This is a genomic window from Dietzia natronolimnaea (assembly GCF_002289575.1).
Classification (GTDB): Bacteria; Actinomycetota; Actinomycetes; order Mycobacteriales; family Mycobacteriaceae; genus Dietzia; species Dietzia natronolimnaea_A.
In genome coordinates this window covers 112,309-136,138 of sequence record NZ_NTGA01000014.1, presented here as the reverse complement: position 1 = coordinate 136,138, position 23,830 = coordinate 112,309, and the positions used below count along the sequence as shown (strand labels likewise).

The 23,830-nt window shown below is 70.7% G+C and carries 20 protein-coding genes and 1 pseudogene; 9 read left to right on the top strand and 12 right to left on the bottom strand.

What is annotated here, in order from left to right:
* Window positions 1–174: 174 nt before the first annotated feature.
* Window positions 175–1,155 (top strand): LLM class flavin-dependent oxidoreductase, encoded by a 981-nt coding sequence (locus CEY15_RS08265; RefSeq protein ID WP_095718020.1) that lies wholly within the window; start codon window positions 175–177, stop codon window positions 1,153–1,155.
* Here CEY15_RS08265 and CEY15_RS08260 read toward each other — a convergent pair.
* Window positions 1,152–1,583, bottom strand: coding sequence for an exonuclease SbcC (locus CEY15_RS08260; protein ID WP_095718019.1), 432 nt, complete (start codon window positions 1,581–1,583; stop codon window positions 1,152–1,154). The two genes, CEY15_RS08265 and CEY15_RS08260, sit on opposite strands and share 4 nt — an antisense overlap.
* 95 nt (window positions 1,584–1,678) lie before the next feature.
* Between CEY15_RS08260 and CEY15_RS08255 the strand changes: the two genes are divergently transcribed.
* Window positions 1,679–3,166, top strand: coding sequence for a glutamine synthetase beta-grasp domain-containing protein (locus tag CEY15_RS08255; RefSeq protein WP_095718018.1), 1,488 nt, complete (start codon window positions 1,679–1,681; stop codon window positions 3,164–3,166).
* A gap of 426 nt (window positions 3,167–3,592) precedes the next feature.
* Here the strand turns inward: CEY15_RS08255 and CEY15_RS08250 are convergent.
* The 6 genes and pseudogenes from CEY15_RS08250 to bioB all read right to left on the bottom strand — a co-directional run.
* Window positions 3,593–3,973: pseudogene (locus CEY15_RS08250) on the bottom strand (Fic family protein); the annotation flags it as partial.
* Window positions 3,974–3,982: 9 nt separating this feature from the next.
* Window positions 3,983–4,165 (bottom strand): antitoxin VbhA family protein, encoded by a 183-nt coding sequence (locus tag CEY15_RS08245; RefSeq protein WP_017838379.1) that lies wholly within the window; start codon window positions 4,163–4,165, stop codon window positions 3,983–3,985.
* A gap of 40 nt (window positions 4,166–4,205) precedes the next feature.
* Complete coding sequence (gene bioD, locus CEY15_RS08240; protein ID WP_095718017.1) at window positions 4,206–4,952, bottom strand: dethiobiotin synthase; 747 nt, start codon at window positions 4,950–4,952, stop codon at window positions 4,206–4,208.
* Window positions 4,949–6,184 carry an 8-amino-7-oxononanoate synthase gene (locus tag CEY15_RS08235; RefSeq protein WP_095718016.1) on the bottom strand — a complete coding sequence of 412 codons (1,236 nt, stop codon included), beginning with the start codon at window positions 6,182–6,184 and terminating at the stop codon, window positions 4,949–4,951. The genes bioD and CEY15_RS08235 overlap by 4 nt, the downstream gene beginning before the upstream one ends.
* Window positions 6,181–7,500 (bottom strand): adenosylmethionine--8-amino-7-oxononanoate transaminase, encoded by a 1,320-nt coding sequence (locus CEY15_RS08230; RefSeq protein WP_095718015.1) that lies wholly within the window; start codon window positions 7,498–7,500, stop codon window positions 6,181–6,183. The genes CEY15_RS08235 and CEY15_RS08230 overlap by 4 nt, the downstream gene beginning before the upstream one ends.
* A gap of 1 nt (window position 7,501) precedes the next feature.
* Window positions 7,502–8,653: a biotin synthase BioB gene (gene bioB / locus CEY15_RS08225; RefSeq protein WP_095718014.1), complete on the bottom strand. Its 1,152-nt coding sequence runs from the start codon at window positions 8,651–8,653 to the stop codon at window positions 7,502–7,504.
* Window positions 8,654–8,772: 119 nt separating this feature from the next.
* Between bioB and CEY15_RS08220 the strand changes: the two genes are divergently transcribed.
* The gene (locus CEY15_RS08220; RefSeq protein WP_095718013.1) at window positions 8,773–9,309 is read left to right on the top strand and encodes a TetR family transcriptional regulator; all 537 of its coding nucleotides are present in this window, start codon (window positions 8,773–8,775) and stop codon (window positions 9,307–9,309) included.
* A 180-nt stretch (window positions 9,310–9,489) separates the two neighbouring features.
* Here the strand turns inward: CEY15_RS08220 and CEY15_RS08215 are convergent, their stop codons facing one another.
* The gene (locus CEY15_RS08215) at window positions 9,490–10,038 is read right to left on the bottom strand and encodes a CAP domain-containing protein (RefSeq protein WP_095718012.1); all 549 of its coding nucleotides are present in this window, start codon (window positions 10,036–10,038) and stop codon (window positions 9,490–9,492) included.
* A 138-nt stretch (window positions 10,039–10,176) separates the two neighbouring features.
* A complete protein-coding gene (locus CEY15_RS08210; RefSeq protein ID WP_095718011.1) occupies window positions 10,177–10,758 on the bottom strand; it encodes a CAP domain-containing protein in 582 nt (193 codons plus the stop codon).
* Window positions 10,759–11,017: 259 nt separating this feature from the next.
* Here CEY15_RS08210 and CEY15_RS08205 point away from each other — a divergent pair, with 259 nt between their 5' ends.
* Complete coding sequence (locus CEY15_RS08205) at window positions 11,018–12,124, top strand: hypothetical protein (RefSeq protein WP_095718010.1); 1,107 nt, start codon at window positions 11,018–11,020, stop codon at window positions 12,122–12,124.
* Between the two features lie 82 nt (window positions 12,125–12,206).
* Window positions 12,207–14,276 (top strand): NADPH-dependent 2,4-dienoyl-CoA reductase, encoded by a 2,070-nt coding sequence (locus CEY15_RS08200; protein WP_095718009.1) that lies wholly within the window; start codon window positions 12,207–12,209, stop codon window positions 14,274–14,276.
* Window positions 14,277–14,532: 256 nt separating this feature from the next.
* On the opposite strand, the gene CEY15_RS08195 is transcribed toward CEY15_RS08200, so the two are convergent.
* Window positions 14,533–16,077, bottom strand: a complete 1,545-nt coding sequence (locus CEY15_RS08195) for an MFS transporter (RefSeq protein ID WP_095718008.1) — start codon at window positions 16,075–16,077, stop codon at window positions 14,533–14,535.
* Window positions 16,078–16,267: 190 nt separating this feature from the next.
* Between CEY15_RS08195 and CEY15_RS08190 the strand changes: the two genes are divergently transcribed.
* Window positions 16,268–17,041, top strand: coding sequence for a SurA N-terminal domain-containing protein (locus CEY15_RS08190; RefSeq protein ID WP_017838368.1), 774 nt, complete (start codon window positions 16,268–16,270; stop codon window positions 17,039–17,041).
* Between the two features lie 138 nt (window positions 17,042–17,179).
* Entirely contained in the window at window positions 17,180–18,694 is a 1,515-nt protein-coding gene (locus CEY15_RS08185; protein ID WP_095718007.1) for a hypothetical protein, read from the top strand.
* A 51-nt stretch (window positions 18,695–18,745) separates the two neighbouring features.
* Here the strand turns inward: CEY15_RS08185 and CEY15_RS08180 are convergent, their stop codons facing one another.
* Both CEY15_RS08180 and CEY15_RS08175 read right to left on the bottom strand, forming a co-directional pair.
* Window positions 18,746–20,476, bottom strand: a complete 1,731-nt coding sequence (locus CEY15_RS08180; protein WP_095718006.1) for a vWA domain-containing protein — start codon at window positions 20,474–20,476, stop codon at window positions 18,746–18,748.
* A 152-nt stretch (window positions 20,477–20,628) separates the two neighbouring features.
* On the bottom strand, window positions 20,629–21,483 hold the full coding sequence (locus CEY15_RS08175; protein ID WP_095718005.1) for a universal stress protein: 855 nt from the start codon (window positions 21,481–21,483) through the stop codon (window positions 20,629–20,631).
* A gap of 151 nt (window positions 21,484–21,634) precedes the next feature.
* Here CEY15_RS08175 and CEY15_RS08170 point away from each other — a divergent pair, with 151 nt between their 5' ends.
* Both CEY15_RS08170 and CEY15_RS08165 read left to right on the top strand, forming a co-directional pair.
* The gene (locus CEY15_RS08170) at window positions 21,635–22,081 is read left to right on the top strand and encodes a Fur family transcriptional regulator (RefSeq protein ID WP_095718004.1); all 447 of its coding nucleotides are present in this window, start codon (window positions 21,635–21,637) and stop codon (window positions 22,079–22,081) included.
* Window positions 22,082–22,130: 49 nt separating this feature from the next.
* Window positions 22,131–23,657, top strand: coding sequence for a catalase (locus tag CEY15_RS08165; RefSeq protein WP_095718003.1), 1,527 nt, complete (start codon window positions 22,131–22,133; stop codon window positions 23,655–23,657).
* Window positions 23,658–23,830 lie beyond the last annotated feature (173 nt).

Genomic DNA, 23,830 nt, shown 5'->3' with positions numbered 1-23,830 from the left:
TCGTCGTCGTCATACTCAGGCGTAGAGGCGGACCGCCTGGCGTCCCACCCGGGGGGCGGGGGTGACACCAGGGGTTTCGGTGATCCGTCACCGATCCCCTTGCGTCGGTAGCCTCGGTTCGCGGGTCGTGCCGACTCGAACTCTCGAAAAGTGAACGCAGAAAAAGGTGTGCAGTTGTCGATCCCTTTGAGCATCCTCGACCTGGTCTTTATCTCCGACGGCTCGACCGCCCGGGAGGGCATCGCCGCCTCGATGGAGTCCGCGCGACTCGCGGACCGGCTCGGGTACCACCGGCTCTGGTTTGCCGAGCATCACAACACCCCCAACCTCGCGTCCAGCGCCACGGCGCTGCTGATCTCGCAGGCGGCCTCGGTGACGGAGAACATCCGCGTGGGCTCCGGCGGAGTGATGCTGCCCAACCACGCCCCGCTCATGGTGGCCGAGCAGTACGGCACGCTCGCCAACCTCCACGGTGACCGCATCGACCTGGGTCTGGGCCGTGCCCCCGGAACCGACGGGATGACCGCCCAGGCACTGAGCCGGTCGTCGGCCGAGCCGCAGGCCTTCGCCCAGCACATCTACGACCTGCAGGCGTGGTTCGGCGAGACCGGCACCGCGCACAGCACCCCGATCCTCTCGTCGGTCTCACAGGGCATGGAGGTGCCGATCTGGGTGCTCGGGTCCACCGTGAACGGCGCCTCGATCGCCGGGCAGTTGGGGCTGCCGTTCTCGCTGGCCTCGCACTTCGCGCCCGACCAGATCGACGACGCCATCCGCGTCTACCGGGAGTCCTTCAGCACCGAGGCGCCCACCGCGCGCATCGACACGCCCCAGGTGATGGCCGGGATCAACGTGATCGTCGCCGACACCGACGCTGAGGCGCAGCGACAGTTCACGACCCTCCAGCAGATGTTCCTCGACCTGCGGGCCGGGCGGCGGCGCAAGATCCAGCCGCCCGTCGACCCGGAGCAGTTCGCTGGCAGCTCGCCCGGGATGCTCGAGATCAGCGCGGTGGGATCGCCGGAGACCGTCAAGGCGCAGCTGGACGAGTTCGTCGAGCGCACCGGCGCCGACGAGCTGATCACCGTGACTTACGCGTTCGACCCGGCGGTGCGGAACCGGTCGATCGAGCTCTTGGCCGAGCTGTGGTTCTAGTCGCGCTCCCGAATCGCTGAGTCGAGAGCGCTCATCAACTGCGAGACGCGCGACTTACCAGTTGGTGCCTCCGGGTATCGACGAAGAATCTCGGGCACGGGCGGGGACGCCCGATCAGCAAGGGCTCGAACCCAGTCGCTGTCTGTCGTACCGGTCCTCAGTTCGGCCACCCGCGCGGCGGAGGCAGCTGCGCGGAGTATGTGGCCGACCTGCGACGCCTTCGCGATCGGGTGAAGGTAGGCGGCCGCCGCGGCGTCACCACAGGCGAGTGCCGCCAGTCGCGCGGTGTCGTCGGAGACCTCCTTGGCTGCGCGGTGGGATGCGAAGGCGGCGGTTCGTTGCAGGTTCGACCGCCGAGCGCCGTCGGCGGCGAACCGGACGACCGTTCGCAGCTCGTCCATCGTCAGATCGAAGTCCGCTGCTCCCATGGCCCTATTCTCCCGTGCTCCAGGCGAAACTGAGCGGTCTCGCCCAGGGGACGCGCTCCGGTGGGGCACGTGACGTGGCGCTGGTAGAACGAGGCATGCCCATCGACGCATTCGAACCCCACCCCCTCGTCCGCCTGCTCGGCATGCCTTCGGCGGAGTTCACCGCGAACGCCCTCGTCCGGGCGGTCGAAGAGCTGGGACTGGAGCAGGTGAACCTGCGCTACGTCGGCGGCGACGGCCGTCTGAAGACCCTGGCCTTCCCCATCAACTCGCGCGAGCACCTCCACGAGGTGCTCACCCGCGGCGAACGCGTGGACGGCTCGAGCGTCTTTCCCGGCACCGACACCGAGGCCAGCGACGTCTACATCGTCCCGCGCCACCGCACCGCCTTCCTCAACCCCTTCGGCGAGCGGACCTCGCTCGACGTGCTGTGTTCCTTCTACCGCGAGGACGGCACGCCGCTGCCGTACGCGCGCGAGCAGGTCGTGCGCCGCGCCGCCGAGGTGTTGACGCGGGAGACCGGCATGACGCTCGAGGCCTTCGGTGAGCTGGAGTACTACCTCGTCAATCAGCCAGAGGCGCTCTTCCCCGTGGAGGAGGAGCGCGGGTACCAGGAGTCGGGGCCCTTCTCCAAGCACGAGCGGGTCCGCGAGCAGGTGCTGGGTCACCTCTCCTCCATTGGGGTGCCGTTGAAGTACGCCCACGGCGAGGTCGGCAACATCCTCGAAGATGACCGTCAGCTGGTCCAGCACGAGATCGAGCTCCAGCCCGTGCCCCTGGAGCAGGCTGCCGACAACCTCGTCCTGGCCAAGTGGGTGGTGCGCGAGGTCGCCTACGCCCACGGTCTCGAGGCGACCTTCGCCCCACTGGTGAGCGGCGACGGTGCGGGCAACGGCCTGCACATCCACAGCCGGCTCGTGCGAAACGGCACCAACACCCTCGTCACCAAGGCGGGAATCAACGACACCGGGCGACGGTTGATTGCCGGTTACCTCTCCGCTGCCAGGGCGCTGTCCGCAGTCGGCAACACGGTCCCCACGTCCTACCTGCGGTTCACCGCCGGCGACGAGTCGCCCGAGGACATCTGCTGGGGGGAGAAGGACCGCACCGGTCTGGTCCGGGTTCCACTGGCCTGGGGTGGCGATGTGCTGGCAGGCATGGTGGCCCACGCCAACCCCGGGAGTACCGAGCCCGTGCCCGAACCGGCCACGCACCCCCAGACCATCGAGTTGCGGCTCGGCGACGGCTCGGCCGACGTCCACCTGCTCCTGGCAGGCATGGCCGTCGCGGCGGCGCGCGGGCTGGGGGATGACGGCAGCCTGGAGGTGGCGGACCGGCTCAACGCCGACACCAATGACGACTTCGAGCAGCTACCCACCTCGTGCGGGGAGGCGGCCGACGTGCTGGAGGCCGAGCGAGAGATGTTCGAAGCCGACGGCGTCTTCCCCGAGCAACTCATCGACGCCCTTCTCGCCGGCTTGCGCGACGCCGACGCCGAGGCCGACGAGGTAGCTGGTGGGAAGGGCGACGACGACGAGGCCGCCCGGGAGGAGCTCATCCGCCGTCACTGGCACGTCGGCTGAACATCGCCCGTCGGTGACTAGGAGCGTCGACCCCCTCGCGTCGATGACAGCCCAGGGGATAGGCGGGAGCGAGCGCCGACACAGGATGGGGTAACCCTGTGTCGGCGCCGGGCGCCCGTAGGGCGTCCTGGCGCTGGCCTTGTGGTGTTCACACATGGCGCGGAAGTGCTCGGTGGCGTCGAGGGTAGAGCGCCTCCCCTGAGTGGCGGAGAGGTGGCCGTCAGCGAGTTCTGCTGCGGGGTAGACGGCGTCTCGAAGCTGGTCGGCGAGATAATCGGGCCGATTGTGCCAAGCCATGTGGCGCGCGGCGTGAGCTGCTGCAGCATCGACGTCGGCCCAGTCGACAGCCCATCCGGCATGCCGGAACATCTGGTCGAAGAAGACTCGTTGGCTGCGGCTGTTCCCGTCGCGAAACGGGTGGACCAGCGTGAGCTCGGACCAGTGCACGGCGACGGTGTCGGTGGCGGCGTCGGAGTCGGTGGTGCTGGGCGGCCGGGAGGCGATCTGGCCGAAAACCCGGTCGAGTTCATCGGCCAGGAACTGCGGCCGGGCGTGGGGGATGTCGAAAGCGGCAGTGTCGCTTGTGCGGAGCTCGCCGGCCCAGGTGTAGACGTCCTGAAGGATGTGACGGTGAATCGCTAGGAGGTGGGCGAGGTCAAACTGGCCCTCGATGGGATGCAGCTCGAGTTGTATAACGCGTTGAAAAGCTGCGGCGCTCTCGGCTGCTGCGAGGGTGACCGGGTCCCGGATGCCGAGCCGATTACGAAGAACCCCCGAGGAGTCCGCGTAAGGATCTCGGGGGCTCATCAACCGAAGTCAGCGGGCGTGTACTGCGGCAGCGATCGCCTCTCGCACGGCGTCGTCGACCGTCAGTTCGCCGGAGAGTTGGCGGCGGGCTATCGCTCGGTCGGTCTCGGTGGGCTCCATTCCTGCCATCCGGTGGCCGACCAGGGCACCAGCGAGAGCTTGATCCGTGGTGGGTCCGATGCGGGTCGACAAGGGGTCCTCCCTGGGTCGTCGTCGGGCTTATTCTACCTACTCAACAGTCGATAGCGGCGAGTCGCGACTGACGGAGTTCGCCGATTGTGTCTACGCCGAACCACTCCGCCGCGTGACGGGTGAATTCCTCGGGATCCAGCTGTCCGGCCCCCGCGGGCACCCGGCCGAGCACCGGCACCCCGGTGAGGCGGGGCAGGTCCTTCAGGTTGAGGCGCTCGGCGAGGTCAGGGTCGTACGGCCACGATCCGATCACGATCCCGGCGCACCGGAGCCCCCCTGCCTCGATAGCGCGGACCGTGAGCTCGGTGTCGGACAGTGTGCCCAGTCCCGCGCGGGCCACCACGACCACCGGGGCGGCGAGTGACCGGGCGAGGTCGAGCACCGTGAGGTCGGTGCCCAGGCGCACGAACACGCCACCGGCGCCCTCGATCAGGTCTAGCCGGCCGGTCGGGGCGGGGGTGTCTTGGGCTACATCGAGCCACCGCCGGATCGGCCCGAGGAGCTCGTCGAGCGTCGCCTGTGGCATCCTGGCCACTCGCGCGGCGGTCTCCGGGGCCAGCGGATCGGGCAGGCGCCGCACCTCCAGGACGCGCCGGGTCCCCGACAGTCGCGCGGCCTCGTCCGCGTCACCGGGCTCACCGGGCCTCAGGCCGGTCTGCACCGGCTTGCAGATCCCCGCGTCCAGGCCCGTCGAGTGCGCGAGCGCGGCCAGCGCGGCGGTGGCGATGGTCTTGCCGACGTCGGTCCCGGTGCCGGTGACGACGACGGGCGTGGCCGCGGCGGTCACGAGTGGACCCCTGTGGAGGCCCCCGCCGAGGCGGCGGAACGCGAGGCCCCGGTCGATCCGAGGTAGGCCGAGGAGTCGGTGAGTCGGTGGCCGTGTTCCTCGAGCACCCGGGCCAGCACCTCGCTCGCGCGGGCCAGGTCGGCGTCGGAGATGTCCGCCCGCGCCGTGAGCCGCAGGCGGGCGGTGCCCTCGGGCACCGACGGCGGACGGAAACACCCCACCCGAAGACCCAGCTCAGCGCAGCGAGCGGCCGCCGACGCGGCGCGCGACGGATCACCGAGGATCACCGACACGACGGCCGACCGCGGGCGGTCCGCACCGGTCACCGCGGCCAGGTGCTCGGCCACCTCGAGCACGCGGCGGGCCCGCTCGGGCTCCCGCCGCAACACGGCCAGTGCCGACCGCGCCGCACCCACGCTGGAGGGCGCGAGGCCGGTGTCGAAGATGAACGTGCGGGCGGTGTCGATGAGGTGCTCGCGTACCCGCTCCGAGGCCAGAACCACTCCGCCCTGCGAGCCGAGCGCCTTGGACAGCGTCGCCGTGACCACCACGTCCTCGAACCGGGCCAGCCCCACCTCGTCGACGAGCCCCCGCCCGCCGGTCCCGCGCACGCCCAGCCCGTGGGCCTCGTCCACCAGCAGCACCGCGCCGTGCGCCCGGGACGCCCCGTGGAGGGCGAGCAGCGGCGCGAGGTGGCCGTCGGCGCTGTACACCGAGTCGGTGACGACCAGCGCGCGCTCCTCGGTCCGCCCGGCCAGGGCCCGGGCCACCGCTGCGACGTCACCCCTGTCGACGACGACAACGCGCGCCCGCGACAACCGGCACGCATCCACCAGGGAGGCGTGAGAGCCCCCGTCGGAGACGATGAGCGATCCCCGCCCGGAGAGCGCGACCACGGCCCCGAGGTTGGCCGTGTACCCGGAGGAGAACACCAGTGCCGCCGGTGTGCCGGTGAACTCGGCGAGCTCGGACTCCAGCGCGGAGTGGTCGCTCGTCGTGCCCGTGACCAGCCGCGACCCGGTCGAGCCCGCGCCCCAGCGGCGGGTCGCCTCGACCGCGCCCTCGATCACCTCGGGGTGCCGCCCCAGCCCCAGGTAGTCGTTGGAGGCCAGGTCGATCACGCGGTCGTGGGCGGGCCGGGGTCGCAGCACGCGGTCCACGTGCCGGGCCGCCCGGTCCTCGGCGGCGGCGTCGAGCCAGTCCAGGGCGGGGGAGCGCGACTGCTCGGTCATCGGGCAGCCCCCGCTGCTGCCGCCCCCGCCACTGCTGCCCCGTGCACCGCGGCGTCGCAGATCTGATCGATCTCCTCATCCGTAGAGACCAACGGCGGCATCGTGTAGATGAGATCCCGGAATGGGCGCAGCCACACGCCGTGGGAGGTGATCGCCGTTGTCGTCGTCGTCATCTCCACCGGCCGGTCGAGCTGCACCACGCCGATCGCCCCCAGCACCCGCACGTCCAGCACTCCGGGCACCTCGAGCGCCGGCGCCAGGCCGCGGCGCAGGCGCGCCTCGATCCGCGGCACGCGCTCGCGCCACTCACCGGACTCCACCAGGTCCAGCGACGCGCACGCCACCGCGCACGCCAGCGGGTTGCCCATGAACGTCGGCCCGTGCGCCAGGCCACCCGCTTCGCCGGCGCTGATCACCTCGGCCACCCGGTCGGTGGTCAGCGTCGCGGCCAGGGTCAGGTATGCGCCGGTCAGCGCCTTGCCCAGGCACATGATGTCGGGCGCGACCCCGGCGTGGTCGGCGGCGAACAGCGCGCCGGTGCGGCCGAAGCCGGTGGCGATCTCGTCGAAGATCAGCAGCGCGCCGGTCTCGTCGGCCAGGCGCCGCAGGACGTGCAGGTAGTCGGGGTGGTGGAAGCGCATGCCGCCCGCGCCCTGGACCACCGGTTCCACAATGATCCCCGCCAGTCGGTCCGAGTGCTCCCGGATGGTGCGCTCGAGCTCGGCGACGTAGGCCTCGTCGTAGTGGGCCGGCGGCGCGGGCGCGAACACCTGCTCGGCCACCACGCCCCGCCACATGGAGTGCATGCCGCCGTCGGGGTCGCACACGCTCATCGGCGCGAGGGTGTCGCCGTGGTACCCGCCGCGCCAGGTGGCCAGTCGGGTTCGCTCGGGGCGGCCGAGCGAGCGCTGGTACTGGAGCGCCATCTTGGCGGCCACCTCCACCGACACCGACCCCGAGTCCGCGAGGAACACCTTGTTCAGCCCACCCGGCGCCATGCGCGCGAGCCGGGTCGACAGCTCCACCGCCGGCGCGTGGGTGAGCCCGCCGAACATCACGTGGCTCATCGTCTCGACCTGCCGGTGTGCGGCGGCGTCGAGGTGCGGGTGGCGGTAGCCGTGGATGGCCGCCCACCACGAGCTCATGCCGTCGATCAGCTCGCGGCCGTCCGCCAACCGCAGCCGCACGCCTGACGCTGAGACGACCGGCAGCGGCTGGGTGCTCGCCGGGAACCCGCCGTACGGATGCCAGACGTGCTCGGCGTCCGCGGCCAGGAGCGCGGCGGGGGAGGTGGTGAGGTGACGCGGGGCGGACATGTCAGGCGTTCGCGGGCTCGCTGGTGCCGGCACCGCGCGTGCGGATAGCGACCTTCTTCTCCTGCTTCTCGTGCGCGGCGGGCGCCGTCACGGGCGCAGCACCGGGCACTGCCGCGGGAGCCGTTCCCGGGGTCGCGGGGTGGTGCGGCACCTGGCCGGCCCCGTCCATCTGCAGCACCTCGAGTCCGGCGTCGGCGATCATCTGCAGGTCCTCGGCGCCGGGCTGGCCCTCGCTGGTGAGGTAGTCGCCCAGGAACAGGGAGTTGGCGATGAATAGGCCCATGCCCTGCAGGTGCCCGAGGTGGCGCTCGCGGCCGGCGGCCATCCGGACCTCGGTGCCCGGGTTGACCAGGCGGACCATCGCCAGGATGCGCAGGCAGTCGCGTGGGTTGAGGGTGTCGACGCCCTCGAGCGGCGTGCCGTCGAAGGGCAGCAGGAAGTTCACCGGGATCGAGTCGACGCCCTTGGCGCGCAGGTCGAAGGCCAGCTCGACCAGCTGCTCGCGGGTCTCGCCCATGCCGGCGATGAAGCCCGAGCACGCCGAGAGGCCCGCGCCGTGCGCCTGGCTCACGGTGTGCTCGCGGTCGGCGTAGGTGTGGGTCGTGCAGATCTCCTCGTAGTGGCTCTCCGCCGTGTTGAGATTGTGGTTGTAGGCGTCGGCGCCGCTCGCGCAGAGCTTCTCGGCCTGACCGTCCTTCAGCGCGCCCAGGCAGGCGCACACCTCGACGCCCGGGGTGTCGGACTTGATGGCCTCGATGATGTCCGAGACCTTGCCGACCTCGCGGTTGCTCGGGCCGGTGCCGCTGGCGACCAGGCACACGCGCGAGGCGCCGGCCGCGATGCCCGCCTTGGCCGCGGTGACGGCCTCCTCGGTGTTCAGCCAGGTGTAGCGCAGGATCCCGGCGGTGGAGTTGAGGCGCTGCGAGCAGTAGAAACAGTCCTCCGGGCACAGGCCGCTCTTGAGGTTGACCAGGTAGTTGACCTTGACCTTGTTGCCGAAGTGCTCGAACCGCAGCCGGGACGCGGCCGCGACCACTTCCATGAGCTCGGCATCGGACGAGTCGAGCACGGCGAGCGCTTCGGTCGCATCGATCGCCCCGCCATCGAGAATGCGGTCCGCGAGCTCGTGCCAACGGGTGGTCGTAGTGGCCATGGTTCCTCCTGAACGCCGTTCATTGAACGCTGTTAAGGTAACCGGAATCCGTCGACTTGTACAGCGTTCAGGGCTTGCGCGGCTCGAAGGCGGCGTGCGGGGCGATAAGGTGACCTGTCGTGGCACTTACCAAGTCGGCCGTCGTCGACACCGCGCTCGGACTCCTGCATGAAGCGGGGTTGCCCGGCATGTCGATGCGCACGCTAGCGACGCGGCTGAATGTACAGCCGAGTGCCCTGTACTGGCATTTCCCGTCAAAGCAGGCGCTGCTCACCGCCGTCGCCGAACGGGTCCTGGCGGACGTGGCCCCGGTGGAGGCCGGCGCATCTGCAGCGGACGAACTGCGCGGGGTGACCCGGGCACTGCGGGCCGCTGTCGCGGGGGTGCCCGACGGGGCCGAGATCGTGGCGCTCGGTCTCGCGGCCGGTGCGGTGAACCCGGTGGTCGACGCGGTCGCACGCACGGGTGCGCGGCACGGGGGTGGCGATCGGGCGGCGGGCCTGACCACGGCGCTCACCGCGTATGTCCTGGGGGTGACGATCGAGGAGCAGACCCACCACAATCTCGCCGCGGTGGACCCCGCGATGCCACGCGTCGACTACGATTCGCGATTCAACGAGGGGCTCGAGGCCTTACTGGCGGGACTCGGCGGCTGACGGCGCGCCCCGGCCGGGCCCGTGCCCCGGCTGACGGCGCGCCCCGGCCGGGCCCGCGTCCCGGCCGGGTCCGCGCATCGGCCGGCCCCGCGCATCGAAAAGGACGTTCCGCACACCCGCTTCTCGCGAAACGTGTGCGGAACGTCCTTTTCGACGGGTCGGCGCATGCCCGGGCCCGGGTCAGCTGCGGATGAACACCTGCGTGGCGTAGAGCCGGTTGTCGCCGGCCACGGCGACGCCCATGCCCATGGAGGTGTGATCGGTGCGCAGCAGGTTGATCCGGTGTCCGGTCGAGGCCATCCACTGGTTGACGAGCTGCTGCGGGGTGGCATTGCGCCAGTTCTGGAGCACGTTCTCCGACCAGCGGGTGGCGCCGCTGGGAACCTGGTTGCGCAGGTCGGGGTTGTGGTACATCCGGTTTTCCGCCGCCTGGACCTGGCTCCAGGCGGTGGCCAACTGCACGAGCGCGTCATTGGAGGGCAGCGGCGCGCGGCCGTTGGCGACCCGGGCCGCGTTGGTGGCGTCGTGGAGTTGCTGACGGTACTCGGCGCTCGTGGGATCGAGTGCCGGGGCGGTGCCACCGCCGCCGCCGATGGCGACCCCGAAGGACGACCCCGGGACGAGGAACTGCTGCGCGGACGCGGCGGGAACTCCGAGTCCGCCGACCGCCATGGTGGCGGCGGCGACAACGGCGAGGGGCTTGACGAAACGAGGGGAAGTTCGGCGCACGGGAGGGACTCCATTCCTGCACGTCCCGAGGGGGAGGGCGTGCAGGAGCCACGGTAGAGACCAAAACCGTTCCGGGCTAAAGGACTTGGGAAATCTAGCCGTATTTTCACACTGTTAACCGGCGGTGCGCCGGCGCGGTCACCCCCGTTCGAAGTCCAGCACTACGTGGATTCGTCCGTCCCCGTCGGTGGCGGTGCCCACCCCGACCTTTGCGAATCCGCCGTCCAGCATGCGTTCGCGCATGCCCGTGTCGGTGACCATGGCGGTGAGCACGTTCTGCGGTGTGGCTTCCGGGGGCAGAGTCAACACGGTGCGGTCGCGGGTCTCGCCGCTCTCGGGGACCGGGAGGTCGCCGGTCGTGGGGTCGCCGGCGGCCAGCTGGTCCGCGCGGACCTCGGCCTCGACGGACAGAACCGGATCGGTGACCAGACGCTCGGCGCCGACCGCGGTGCGCGCCTCGTTGACCCCGGCGACGACGCTGCCCTCGAATGCCTTCCGGGCAACCTCGGGCGGGACCACGACGAGAGGAGCGTCCTGTGCGGCCACCGTCGCGGCCCCCGGTGCGGTCGCGCCCGGGATCAGCGAAGCCAGGCCGGGGACGTCCAGGGGAAACGGGAGGGCGAGCTCCAGGGATCCCTGGGCGGACGCGGTGCCCGCGCCGGTGGCGAGCAGCAGGGCCGAAGCGCCGGCGACGACGGCGGAGCGGATGGGATGACGCACGTGGGTTGTCCTTTCCTCGGGCGGCGGCCGGAGCCGGGCCCGGCGGGGATCGTTGACGGCAAGACTACTGCCGTGAGTTCACTTACGCATCTTTCGTCTCATAAGTCACATCCGTTACATCGCCTGTAGTGGGCGACAGGGTTGAGCCGGGGGGTGAAGCCGGGGTGGGCGCCGGGGTGGAGGCGCCCACACATTTCCGACCGGCAACGATCGGCTCGACCCCCGGCACCGAACCGTGATCGGCGTTACGGTCGGAACCATGACGCCGATCCAACGCACCCGGAACATCGATCCGATCACCGCCGACGATCTCCAGGCACTCGGGACCGCATCCGGTCCCGCCGTGTCGGTCTTCATGCCGACCCACCGCGGCGGGCCGGAGACCCGGGAGGGGCCGATGAGGCTGCGCTCTCTGCTCGACCGCGCGCAGTCCGAGCTGGTCACCCGGGGCACCCCGGCCGAGGAGGCCGCCGAGCTGCTCGCGCCGCTGCGGGAGCTGGGGACCGAGGACCCCTTCTGGCAGCACACGGCGTACGGCCTGGCCCTTTATGCCGCCCCGGGGATCGCGCGGGTCTTCCGTGTGGACACCGAGATGCCGGAGACGGTCCACGTGTCCGACTCGTTCGCCGTCCGTCCTCTGGTCCCGGCCGCGATCGCCGACGGCGAGTTCCTGATCCTGGCCCTGAGCCAGAACTCGGTGCGACTGTTCGAGGCCACCCGGGGGTCGGTTCACGAGCGGGACATCGGCACCGCACCGGCGTCGATGGAGGACGCGGAGGGTCGCACCGAGCGCGAGCCCCAGCTCCAGCACCAGGCGGCGGCCGGGGGCACCGCCGCCTTCCACGGACACGGCGCCGGGGGTGAGGTGGACCGCGTGATGCTCGAGAAGTTCTTCCGCCAGGTGGCCACGGGGATCGACGAGCTCCTCGCGGGGCCGGATCGCCGGCCACTCGTACTGGCGGCGGTGGCCGAGCATCACCCGATGCTCAGGAGCGAGCTGTCCTACCCGCACCTTCTCGACCAGGTGGTGGCCGGGAACCCCGATCATCTCGACGGTGCGGAGCTCAAGGAGAAGGCGTGGCCGCTCGTGCAGCCGGCCCTCAACGCCGACGCCGCCGCGGCGACCGAGCGGTTCGGCGAGGCGCTCGGGACCGGCCTCGGGATCAGTGACCCGAGGGAGATCGTCGCCGCCGCCGCGGAGGGTCGGGTGGAGACCCTGATCCTCACCGGGGCGATCTGCCGACCGGAGGATCAGCCGGGGGACCTCGACGACGCCGTGGGCCACACCTGCGCCACGTCCGGGCGGCTCGTGGTGCTCGAGGCACTCCCGCACGGGAATTCCGTCGGCGCGATACTGCGCTACTGATCGCGGTGCCGCGTTCGGGTTTCCGCGCGACACGACCTTACCCGTGGGTAAGGTCGTGCTCCGGCAGGGCACAATGGGCCCCATGAGCTCCAGTCACCCGCATCTGACCAGCCCCCTCGCCGTCGGGCCTCTCACGCTGCGCAACCGCGTGGTCATGGGGTCGATGCACACCGGGCTCGAGGACCGGAGCAAGCACCTGCCCGAACTGACGGCCTACTTCGTCGAGCGGGCCCGCGGCGGCGCCGCGATGATGGTCACCGGCGGGTTCTCGCCCGACATCGAGGGCTGGCTGCTCCCCGCCGGGTCGATGATGGCCAGTCGGCGGATGGCGGACAAGCACCGCGCGCTCACCGATGCCGTCCGCGCCGAGGGCTCGCACATCCTGCTCCAGCTCCTGCACGCAGGGCGGTACGGCTACCAGCCGTTCGTCCGCTCGGCCTCGTCCACCAAGTCCCCGATCAGCATGTTCACGGCGCGCGGCCTGAGTTCCCGCGGCGTCGAGCGCACCATCGACCACTGGGTGCGAGCCGCACGACTGGCGCGGCGTGCGGGGTACGAAGGGGTCGAGATCATGGGCTCCGAGGGCTACCTGATCAACCAGTTCCTCGCCGCCCGCACCAACCAGCGCACCGACTCCTGGGGCGGCACCGCGAGCAAGCGGATGCGCTTCCCCGAGGAGATCGTCCGACGGATCCGGGCCGAGGTGGGACCGGACTTCCTCATCCAGTACCGCATCAGCGTGCTGGACCTGGTCGAGGGCGGCCAGACCTGGGAAGAGACCGCAGAGCTCGCCCAGCGACTCGAGGCCGCGGGCGCCGACGTGTTCAACACCGGGATCGGATGGCACGAGGCGCGCATCCCCACCATCGTCACCTCGGTGCCCCGCGCGGCGTTCGTCGATCTGGCGGCCCGGCTCAAGCAGACCGTCGGCGTGCCGGTGATCGCCTCCAACCGCATCAACACCCCGGACGTGGCCGAGCAGATCCTCGCGACCGGGCAGGCCGACCTGGTCTCGATGGCGCGGCCGCTGCTGGCGGACCCGGCGTTCGCGGCCAAGGTCACCGAGGGGCGGGCGGACGAGATCAACATCTGCATCGCCTGCAACCAGGCGTGTCTCGACCACACCTTCGCCAACAAGCGGGCGTCGTGCCTGGTCAACCCCCGCGCGGGCCGGGAGACCGAACTGCTGCTCACCGTGGCGCCCTCGCGCCGGCGGGTGGCGGTGGTCGGCGCGGGTCCCGCGGGTCTGGCCTGCGCGGAGGCGGCCGCGACGCGGGGTCTGTCCGTGGAGGTGTTCGAGGCCGAGGACGAGATCGGCGGGCAGTTCCGTTACGCCATGCGCGTTCCGGGCAAGGAGGAGTTCGCGGCGTCCCTGGCATACTTCAGCCGACGCCTCGACGTTCTGGGGGTCCCCGTCCACCTGGGCCGACGAGTCGCCGCCGCGGACCTGGGGGACGTCGACCACGTCGTGGTGGCCACCGGCGTCCGCCCGCGGGAGATCACGATCCCCGGTGGCGACCATCCGATGGTCATGACCTACCCCGAGCTGCTCACCGGTGCCCGCAGGCCCGGGCGTCGGGTGGCGGTGATCGGCGCCGGCGGGATCGGTGTGGACGTGTCCGAGTTCCTCCTCGCTGGCGGGCCCGGGCTGGCTCTCGACGGCCGCCGAGCCCACGGTCACTCCACCGACGTAGAGGCCTGGAAGCGTCACTGGGGTGTGGTGGACCCGGCCGTCGAACGCTCGGGACTGGGCACCGCCGTCCTGGAGGAGCCCGCGCACGAGGTGCACCTGCTCCAGCGCAAGACCACCTCGATCGGCAAGGGCCTGGGCAAGACGACCGGCTGGGTCCACCGCGCCGAACTCAAGACCGGCGGCGTGAACCAGTACACCGGGGTCACCTACGAGAAGATCGACGACGACGGGCTGCACATCGTCGACAGCGACGGCAGGCCGCGGCTCGTACCCGTGGACACTGTCGTGGTGTGCGCGGGCCAGGAGTCGGTGCGCGATCTCGCGGACGAGCTGACCCGAGCCCGGGGTGCGGGGAACCGCGGACCCGGGGTCCACGTGATCGGCGGCGCGGACGTGGCCGCAGAGCTGGACGCCAAGCGTGCCATCAAGCAGGGCGTGGAGCTCGCGGCCACCCTCTGAGCATCCGCACCTGCCTCCGTCCCCCCGCCTGGCGGACCCCGTCCCTCACCTGGCGGACAGAATTCGTGTCCGGCGGGCCGTCCTTCGCATCAGATGTCCGCCGGCCGGGGCGGGGTGTCCGCCAACCACAGCCAACCGTGGTGGGGCCGGGGCGGGGTGTCCGCCAACCACAGCCAACCGCGGTGGGGCCGGGGCGGGGTGTCCGCCAAGCGGGGGAAGGGTGGGTACCGGAGCCCGCGTAGAGGGGCTGCCCTGATCAGGCGCAGCGCTTCTCCCGGCGGCGGTCGACGATGCTGAACGCCAGCGCTCCCGCCGCCAACGCGGCGATCAGTCCCAGCGCCGCCCGGAACGCCAGCAGCCAGTCGTCCTGCGACTCGACGATCCAGAACAGCACGCCGGGAACCACGGCCGTGCCGATCGCGGTGCCCATGCGCTGGCCCAGCGAGATGATGCTGCCGGCCACCCCGCCGTACGCGGGGTCGACCGCGCGGACCGTGAGCGTCTGGTTGGGCGAGATGGTCATGCCCTGCGCGGTACCCATCAGCGCGGCGGGCGCCATGAAGATCAGGTACCCCACCGCACCGGACTCCACCAGGCCCGCGAGCAGGATGAACGTGGCCAGCGCGGTGAGGGTCAGGCAGAACCCCCCGATCACCAACCGCCGCCCGAGTCTGAGCACGAAGCGCCCCGCCACCTGCGCGGACACCGCGGCGCAGATCGAGGCGGGAAGGCTCACCAGAGCGGAATCGATCGGCGCGTACCCCAGGTGGAACTGCAGGTACATGGGCATGACGATCCACAGACTGGTCCCGCCCATGAAGTAGATCGAGACGATGATCATGCCGTTGCGGAACGCCGGATCGCGGAAGATCTCGGGATTGACCAGCGGCGGTCGACCGATGCGCTCGTAGCGGCGCTCCCACCAGGCGAAGGCCCCCAGAAGGGCCACCCCGAGCGGGACCAGGGCCCACATCGCGGGGTTCGCACCGCGGTTGAGGAAGGGCAGCATCACCGAGAGGACCGCCGCCCCGAGCAGCACGATGCCGACCGGGTCCACGTCCAGACGCCTGGGACGCGTGGGCGGGGCGGCGGGGGCGGGGACCACGGTGTCGTCGTCGTCCTCCAGGTAGGCCAGCGTGCCGGCGCGCGCTCTCGATCCGCCGACGTCGTGGCCGTCGCGGTCGGTCCGGGGCAGCGCGCGGTCGTCGGGCAGCCATCTCTGGCCCAGTACCAGGGCGATCACGCCGAGCGGCACGTTGACGAAGAACATCGCGCGCCACCCCAGGTCGTCGCTCAAGGTCTCGATGAGCAGGCCACCGACCAGGGGGCCCGAGGCCGTGGCCACCGAGACCGTGGTGGCCATGGTGGCGAACGCGCGGGCGCGGGCCGCTCCGCGGAAATACTTCTGGATGAGCCCGAAGGTCTGCGGATTGAGCATCCCGGACCCGATGCCCTGCACCACCCGCGCGGCGTTGAGCATCTCGATGCTCTGGGCGAGCCCGGCGATCACGGCCCCGGCGGTGAAGACGGCGACGCCGGCGAGGAAGATCCGCTTTCGGCCGGTCGCGTCCCCGAGTCGTCCCGACGGCACCAGCAGCAGGCCGAACGACAGCGCATAACCCGAGACCACCCACTGCAGCCCGGTGGACCCGGCCTCGAGAGCCGGGCCGATCACGGGAAGCGCCACATTGATGACGGACAGGGCGAGCAGCGCCATGAACAGCGGGACCATCAGGGTGGTGAGCACCCGTGCCGTGCTCACGGGCGGTTCGGCCGCGGGAGTCACGGGGTGGTCGGTCACGCGGGCGATGGTAGCGCTGGTTCGACCGGGGAGGCCGGGTGGCGAGCGGCGGGCGCACCCGCGCGCGTTCACGGGTCCAGCGCACAGCTCCCGCGTATGGGTCCCGCACGCAGCTCCCGCGCACAGGTCCCGCCTAAGTCCGATGTGTAGCCTCGGCGGACTGATGCACCCATCAACGTCAGGAGATCGAGTGCTGAAGAACACGAGGAGGCTGGTCGCGGTCGCTGCGGGAGCCGTGCTCGTCACCGCGGGCTGCGGTGCCCCGGGCGACGGCGACGACGCCGCGCAGGGCGAACCGACCGCCGCGACCGAACAGGCGGACCCGCAGTCCGACCCCGCGCAGGACGGCGCGGGCCCGAACCTCGACGACATCCCGGATCCGGTGGCCGAGGTCAACGGCACGGAGATCAGCAAGGACGAGTTCGTCACCGTCTTCGAGGGCCAGTATCAGCAGATGGCCATGCAGGCGCAGATGACCGGCCAGCCGGTCGACGAGGACCAGCTCAGGTCGCAGACCCTCGAGGGGCTGGTCGGGAGCGAGCTGCTGCGGCAGGAGGCGCTCGAGCGCGGTCTCGAGGTCTCGGACGCCGAGGTCGACACCGCGCTCGCCGGATTCGCCGAGGCCAACCAGGCCAGCGAGGACGAGTTCTTCGCCGCGATGGGCGAGCAGGGGATGGACCGCGACGACGTGATGGAGCAGATCGAGAAGCAACTTCTCGTGGAGAAGCTCATCGTCGACGAGTACGGCGAGTTCTCCGCGACGGACGAGGAGATCGAGGCCGCCTACCAGCAGTTGGCCCAGCAGCAGGCGATGTCGGGCGGTCAGGCGGGTGGAGGACTGCCCCCGCTCGAGCAGGTCCGCGACGAGGTCGAGGAGCAGTTGGTCGCAGAGCAGCAGGCGCAGGCCATGCAGACGCTCTCCGAGGAACTGCGCGAGGGCGCGGACGTGACCGAGCACCTCTAGCGGAACCGGCCGCGAGGCGCGGGGGTCCGTGGTGGAATCGGTTCCATGGGCGCACCGGGCGGGATCCTCGCGGCTGGCGCCGCGGCAGTCAGCGCGACCTCCGCAGCGGCGCGGACGGCGGCACGGACGGCGACGATTGTGGCGGCAGTGACGAGCCTTGTCGTCCTGAGCGCCTCGTCGGCCGCGGCTCAGCCGGTCCCGGCCCGGTCGGACCCTGATCAGTCGCCGGCCGCGCCGCCCGGATTGGGCCCCGCCGGTACCTCCACGGTCCACGGGGACGTGGCCTCCACCGACACGATGCCGGGTCGCGGGCCGGGGGCGAACCCCGCCGTCGTGGGTGCCCTGACCGGGGCCACGTGTTCCACCGTGTTCGTGGGCACGGACGGCATGCCCGTCGCCTTGTGCACCTCGTACGTGGGGCTCCATCCGCCGACCCCGCTCGCGCCGACGGTCAAGCTGTTCCACCCCGAGACCGCGGTGGTGCTGGCGGAGGTGCAGTTGGCCAAGGGCGCACTGCTCGGTGGGGTGTACGGCTACCTCGACGAGCGCGACCGGGTGGTGGTGGCCGAAGGCAACCGCAGGCTCCTCGCGGTCGGGCACCGTCGCGACCCGGATGGCACCTGGCGGATGTCGGTCGAGGTCCTGGCCGACCTCTCGGCGGGCGTCCCGGACGGGGACGCGGTGACCGGCCTGATCCCCGCGTTCGACGGGCGGATCTGGTTCGCGACCTCCGGCGGGGTGGTGGGAACCGTACTTCCCGGCGACGACGACACCGTGCGCACCCTCGCCCTGCCGGCAGGGGAGAGGATCACCAACGGGCTGACCGTCCGGCCGGGCGGCGCCTCGGTGATCACCACCCGTGCGCTGTACGAGGTGGACCTGGCGCCCGACGGGACCCCGCAGGTGCGGTGGCGGCACGCTTACGAGGTGGGCCCGGCACGCAAGCCCGGCCTGCTCGCGCACGGGTCGGGCACCACGCCCACGTACTTCGGGCCGGGTGACTCGCTGGTGGCGATCACCGATGACGCCGAGCATCCGGATTTGATCGTCCTGCGCCGAACCGACGGCGCCGAAGTGTGCAGGATGCCGGCGTTCGCCACGTCGCTCGCACCGGCCTCCGCCGCCCCGGACGGGGTACTGATCGAGGGGCCAGCCGCCACGGAGAACTCGATCATCGCGGTCGGGGATGCGCTCGTGCTGGTCAACACGTACGGATACGAGTACCCGCCGTTCGCCGTCGACGGACCGGCCGCGCCCGCCTCCGCGCCGTACACGGGCGGCATGACCCGCATCGACGTGCGCACGGACGGGGCCGGGGGTGTGGAGGGCGCCTGCTCACGGGCGTGGACCTCGCTCGCGCGCACCGCCTCGTTGCCCAAGCTCACCACGGGTGACGGACAGATTCACGCACTGGCCTACGGCCCGCCCGGCGTGCACCCCGCACTGGATCAGGGGCTGGCACAGAAGTTCGGCCCGGTCGACGTGACCTCGACGGATGTGGAAACTGGCATGGAGGTCGCCCGAACGTTCGTGGGCGTGGCTCCGCTGGACGAGCCGATGGAGCTCACCGGCACCGTCGTCTCCCGCGGAGACGGGGCAGGAGTGATGTGGCAACCCACCCTCACCCGGATGCTCCGGATCGGCCCCGCCTGAGCCTCCGACACTCCAGCCGCCCGGTCGACCGGAGCCCCATCCGGCCTACGGTTAGTCAATGAATACAGCACGGGCCACCGTCACTTTTTCGAATGGCGCCGAACTCGAACCCGGTGCCTTCAAGGCTGTCCATGTCCCAGTGGTGTTGGCGAAGACCTTGCCCCCGGCGGGCTCCCAGAGCCACTGCTCACCCGGGCAGAGGAACCGTTCAGTGGCGTCCATCCTGATGTTGCCGAGTTGCACATGGAACCAGCATCGGTCGCCGTTCGTGAGGTCCACGTAGACCGGCACAGGTTCAGTGCCGCTCCGCGGGTCGTAGCTTCCGTCGAGAATCTGGACACGGGCGTGGCGGGTGAACTCCAGTTCACCGGTGGAGTGCCGGGACGGGCACCATGCGGTGGAGCCGTCGGTGGAGCAGAAGTAGATGGAGCCGTCCGTGTACATGCGACCGCATCGGAACAGGTCCTCGTCCATGGGGCCGCAGCCCCAAGCGTCGACCTCTCCGTCCAGTTCGCCGAAGCCGGGCGCGAGCGATCCGTCGTCAAGGTACGGGTTGTACACGACGATCTCGGTCTGGCCGCTAATCGTGGTCGACCTATGGGTTGCGCCGGAGCCCGAGCCCGCCGCTGAGGAAGCCCCGGTGCCCGGCAGGCATCGACACAGCACGATTCGGGAGATTCGATCACCGTCGGCGGTTATCTTCCAGGCAGTTCCGGCCTCACGGCTCGCGGCGAACAGGCGGGCGGTCCCGTCGGTAGCCTCCACGGGCTCGCCATACAACTCGACCGCCCTGCTCACCTGATCGCCCACGGCGAGGCCGTCGACGGTGCGGCCATCGTGGGGTCGGATCTCGATGACAGTGCCGGAGGAGTCGAAGAGGTAGTCGCAGTCGACGTAGGTGATGATCGTGTCCTCGCCGTCGGCCGTGCCGGCTGACTGGGCCGGGAAATCCGGGTGGGTCCCCACGATGTCGTTGTAGTGGGTTCCCAGATCGATCCCGCCGAGGCCCGTGGGGGTCAGCACCGCCGAGTTGCCGTCGATGTCGCGGGCCGCCATCAGTCGGGTGGCGAGCTGGTCGGCGTCGTCGGCGGTGACGAAGAGCCCGTCGGTGGTGCGGGCGATGCACGCCAGTTCCGGAGTGGCCGTCTTGAACCCGACGGTAGATATCCGGAGTCTCGGATTCTGCTCACGGAGCTTGGCGGCGGCCTCGCACGGCGGGTCTCCGCAGCTGTCCTCACCGTCGGAGATGACGATCACCGCGGAGTCCCCCTCGGGGAGCAGTCCGGCGGCCTGCCGGAGCGACTCGGCGATGGGGGTGTAACCGCTCGGATCAAGCGCATCGACCTGCTGGGAGAGAGTTCCCCGATGCTCGTCGACACCGATGGGAGCGGGCTCGGCGAGCGTGGTGACATCGCGGCATCCCGCCTCCTGGGATCCGGGCGCGTCATCGGTCGAGGTGCCATACGTGACCAGGCCCAGGACGGCGTCGTCCGGGAGCACACCGATTAGCCCGTCGGCCGCGGCCTTCGCGGCATCGATCCGAGGCCCGGGGGCGTCGTCGATGAGCATCGACGCCGAGGCGTCCACGACGAGGACGGTGGGCACGCCCGTGGACAGAGCTGCGTCGATGTTCTCGGTCGGGCCGTCATCACCGGGCGAACCGCACGCGGACAGGCCCAGCGCCAGCGCGACGGCCGCGCAGGCCGCAACCCTCGAACTCCGGGTACGGGAGCGGCCGTAGCGGTTAGGTCGACCGTCCCGAGCGGGAGGAGCAGGGCGCATCCCGTGATGATGACAGCGCACGGTGCCGCCGTCTGTCCCTCGAACGTCTGACAATCGGCGTGGAGCGCGCGCGTGTGCAATCGCCTCGCGGGGCGGGGCCGGGCGGGGCGGGCCGGGACGACGACGGAGGGGTCGGGGTGACTCGCGGTGACTCAGTCGGTGGGGCGGACCACGGCGACAGCGCACGGTGCCGTCTGGAGCAGGCGTCGGCTGACCGATCCCAGCAACAGTCCGGCGAACCCGCCGTGGCCGCGCGACCCGGTCACCAAGAGGGCGGCTCCCGAGGCCTCCGTGGCGATGGTCGTGGCGGGTTCACCGACGACGAGGACCAGGTCGACGGCTACTCCCGGGTGGCGGGCCTCGTGTGGCGCGAGGGCGTCGACGACGGCCTTCTCGTCCTCGGCGAGGACATCCTCCGCGAGCTGATCGAGGTCGAACAGCGACGCGCCCGGCAGGCGGGGAGCCTCGACGGAGTGGACGACCCGCAGGGTGGCGCCGCGGCGTTCGGCCTCGGCGAAGGCGAACCTTGCGGCCGGGTCCCCGGCCTCGGACCCGTCGGCGGCCAGCGCCACCGGGCCGTTGTCGTGGCCCTCGGGCGTGCGCGGGGTGATCACGAGGACGGGGCACCTGGCATGTTCGACCACCCCGGCGGAGGTGGATCCCATGGCGAAGTCCTCGCGGGCCGTCAGGCCGCGGCTGCCCACCACGATCGCCGAGGCGTATCCGGTCGACTCGACGAGTGCGCCGACGGGACTGTCCGCCACGACGCGGTAGGTCGTGGGGACCTGTCCGACGAGGTCGGCCAGCTGGTCCCGCATGGCGCCCTCGACGTTCGCCCGGGCGGTCTCGTCAAAGGCGACGACGCGGCCCACGGCACGGTCGGCGGAGATCACCTCGAGAGTCGTGTGATGGTCACGTGCCCAGGTCGCGGCCCAGGACACGGCCCGGCGGGCATCCCGCGAGCCGTCGTAGCCGCACACGACCGGTCCGGTGGCGGTCTCCGTCATGGCGTCCTCCTGCGGTTTCGGCGTCGTGGGCCAGCTTAGTCGGCGGGCGCCGGGGCGGAGGAGAGAGCTGATCGCGGCGATCGTCGCCGTTACCAAAACGGAACCAGTCCTTTTCTGGACTAGTTCCAATTAGTTGGCTACAGTGGGTGGCATGACGACGGAAGTGCAGGACCCGGGAGCGCAGCTCCGGTCGGCCGGGCTGAGGGTCACCTCCCCCCGGCTGGCGGTCCTCGCCGTCGTCGACAGTCGTCCCCACATCGCGGCCGAGGACGTCGCGGTACTGGTCCGGGAACGGCTGGGCTCGGTGTCCACGCAAACCGTCTACGACGCGCTGCGCGTGTGCACCGACGTCGGCCTCATGCGTCGTATCGAACCGGCCGGGTCCCCGGCGCGGTACGAGCGTCGCACCGGGGACAACCATCACCACCTCGTGTGCCGGCAGTGTGGCCGGATCGAGGACGTCGAATGCGCGGTAGGGCATGCGCCCTGCCTGCAGGCGGACCATGATCACGGCTTCCTGATCGACGAGGCCGAGGTCAACTACTGGGGCACATGTCCCGAATGTCAGGCGGGCGGTGGCCGTCTCGGTGAAGATTGAGACCCAGGCCACATCGCCCAACACCCCATCACATCGAGGAGCACCAGACGTGACCACGCATCCCGCCGATCGAGGCGTACGCGACTTCCAGCCCAACTCCGCCACCACCACCGACAGCGGTCAGCCGGTCCCGAGCGACGAGTTCAGCGCCCGGCTCGGCGAACTCGGTCCGCAGCCGATCCACGACTTCTATCTGATCGAGAAGCTCGCCCACTTCAACCGCGAGAACGTCCCCGAGCGTCTTCCCCACGCCAAGGGTTCGGGCGCCTTCGGCGAGTTCGTCACCACCGAGGACGTCTCGGACATCACCTGCGCCGGACTGTTCCAGAAGGGCGTCACGACCCCGATGCTCGCCCGTTTCTCCACCGTCGCCGGGGAGAAGGGCAGCCCGGACACCTGGCGGGACCCGCGCGGTTTCGCGCTGAAGTTCTACACCGACGAGGGCAACTACGACATGGTCGGCAACAACACGCCGGTCTTCTTCGTCCGCGACGCCCTGAAGTTCCCGGACTTCATCCACTCGCAGCGCCGCAAGAACGCCTCCGGCCTGCGGAACCACGCCATGCAGTGGGACTTCTGGACCCTGAGCCCGGAGTCGACCCACCAGGTCACCTGGCTCATGGGCGACCGCGGGATCCCCGCCACCTGGCGCCACATGGACGGCTTCGGCTCGCACACCTACCAGTTCATCAACGCCGCGGGCGTGCGCCACTGGGTCAAGTTCCACTTCAAGACCAACCAGGGCATCGACTTCCTCACCCAGGACGAGGCCGACAAGCTCGCCGGTGAGAACGCCGACTACCACCGCCAGGACCTCTACGAGTCCATCGGCAAGGGTGAGTTCCCGTCGTGGGACCTGCACGTCCAGGTGATGCCGGTCGACGAGGCGGCGACCTACCGCTTCAACCCGTTCGACCTCACCAAGGTCTGGTCGCAGAAGGACTACCCGCTGCGCAAGATCGGCACCATGACGCTTAACCGGAACCCGCAGAACCACCACGCCCAGATCGAGCAGGCCGCGTTCGCGCCGACCAACATCGTCAAGGGCATCGGCTTCTCCCCGGACAAGATGCTCCTCGGCCGTGTCTTCGCGTACCCGGACATCCAGCGGTACCGCATCGGTGCCAACTACCAGCAGGTTCCGGTCAACCGCCCGCTCTCGCCGGTGAACTCCTACTCCAAGGAGGGCGCCATGCAGTACGAGTTCCCGCACCCGGCGCAGGCGGAGTACGCCCCCAACACCCTCGACGGCCCGGCCGCGGACAAGGCCCAGGCGTTCGACTTCGGTGACTGGGACACCAAGGGCTCGGAGATCTACCGTGGGGACGTGTCGCCGCACGCCGACGACACCGACCAGGCGCAGGCCACGACGCTGTACCGCGAGGTCCTCGACGACGCCGCCCGCGAGCGGCTGGCGTCTAACATCGCGGGCCACGTGAGCAAGATCGATCCGTCGGAGACCGAGCTCCTCGAGCGCGTGTACGCCTACTGGGCCGCTGTGGACCCCGGGTTGTGCGAGGCGGTCAAGGCCGGCGTCGAGTCCGGGCCGCGCGGTAACCACCGTCGCCAGGAGTGACGACGCGGTAGCCGAGCACGGTGAGCTGAGCACAAACGTGCACGGCGAGCCCGGCACGACTGCGGTACGGGGCCCGATCCCGCGACGAGCGGGGTCGGGCCCTTCCCGTGCGCGGGGCCGCTCTTCCGCCGGGCCTGAACGGTCGCGCCTCCGCTGGGCTTTATCGGTTACGC

What these genes read in the sequence shown, in the direction of transcription:
- CEY15_RS08200 (WP_095718009.1), top strand. Translation starts at nt 12,207, where the DNA reads ATGAGCTCCAGTCACCCGCATCTGACCAGCCCCCTCGCCGTCGGGCCT.
- CEY15_RS08260 (WP_095718019.1), bottom strand. Translation starts at nt 1,583, where the DNA reads ATGGGAGCAGCGGACTTCGATCTGACGATGGACGAGCTGCGAACGGTC.
- CEY15_RS08235 (WP_095718016.1), bottom strand. Translation starts at nt 6,184, where the DNA reads ATGACCGAGCAGTCGCGCTCCCCCGCCCTGGACTGGCTCGACGCCGCC.
- bioB (WP_095718014.1), bottom strand. Translation starts at nt 8,653, where the DNA reads ATGGCCACTACGACCACCCGTTGGCACGAGCTCGCGGACCGCATTCTC.
- CEY15_RS08175 (WP_095718005.1), bottom strand. Translation starts at nt 21,483, where the DNA reads ATGACGGAGACCGCCACCGGACCGGTCGTGTGCGGCTACGACGGCTCG.
- CEY15_RS08230 (WP_095718015.1), bottom strand. Translation starts at nt 7,500, where the DNA reads ATGTCCGCCCCGCGTCACCTCACCACCTCCCCCGCCGCGCTCCTGGCC.
- CEY15_RS08205 (WP_095718010.1), top strand. Translation starts at nt 11,018, where the DNA reads ATGACGCCGATCCAACGCACCCGGAACATCGATCCGATCACCGCCGAC.
- CEY15_RS08180 (WP_095718006.1), bottom strand. Translation starts at nt 20,476, where the DNA reads ATGCGCCCTGCTCCTCCCGCTCGGGACGGTCGACCTAACCGCTACGGC.
- CEY15_RS08170 (WP_095718004.1), top strand. Translation starts at nt 21,635, where the DNA reads ATGACGACGGAAGTGCAGGACCCGGGAGCGCAGCTCCGGTCGGCCGGG.
- CEY15_RS08255 (WP_095718018.1), top strand. Translation starts at nt 1,679, where the DNA reads ATGCCCATCGACGCATTCGAACCCCACCCCCTCGTCCGCCTGCTCGGC.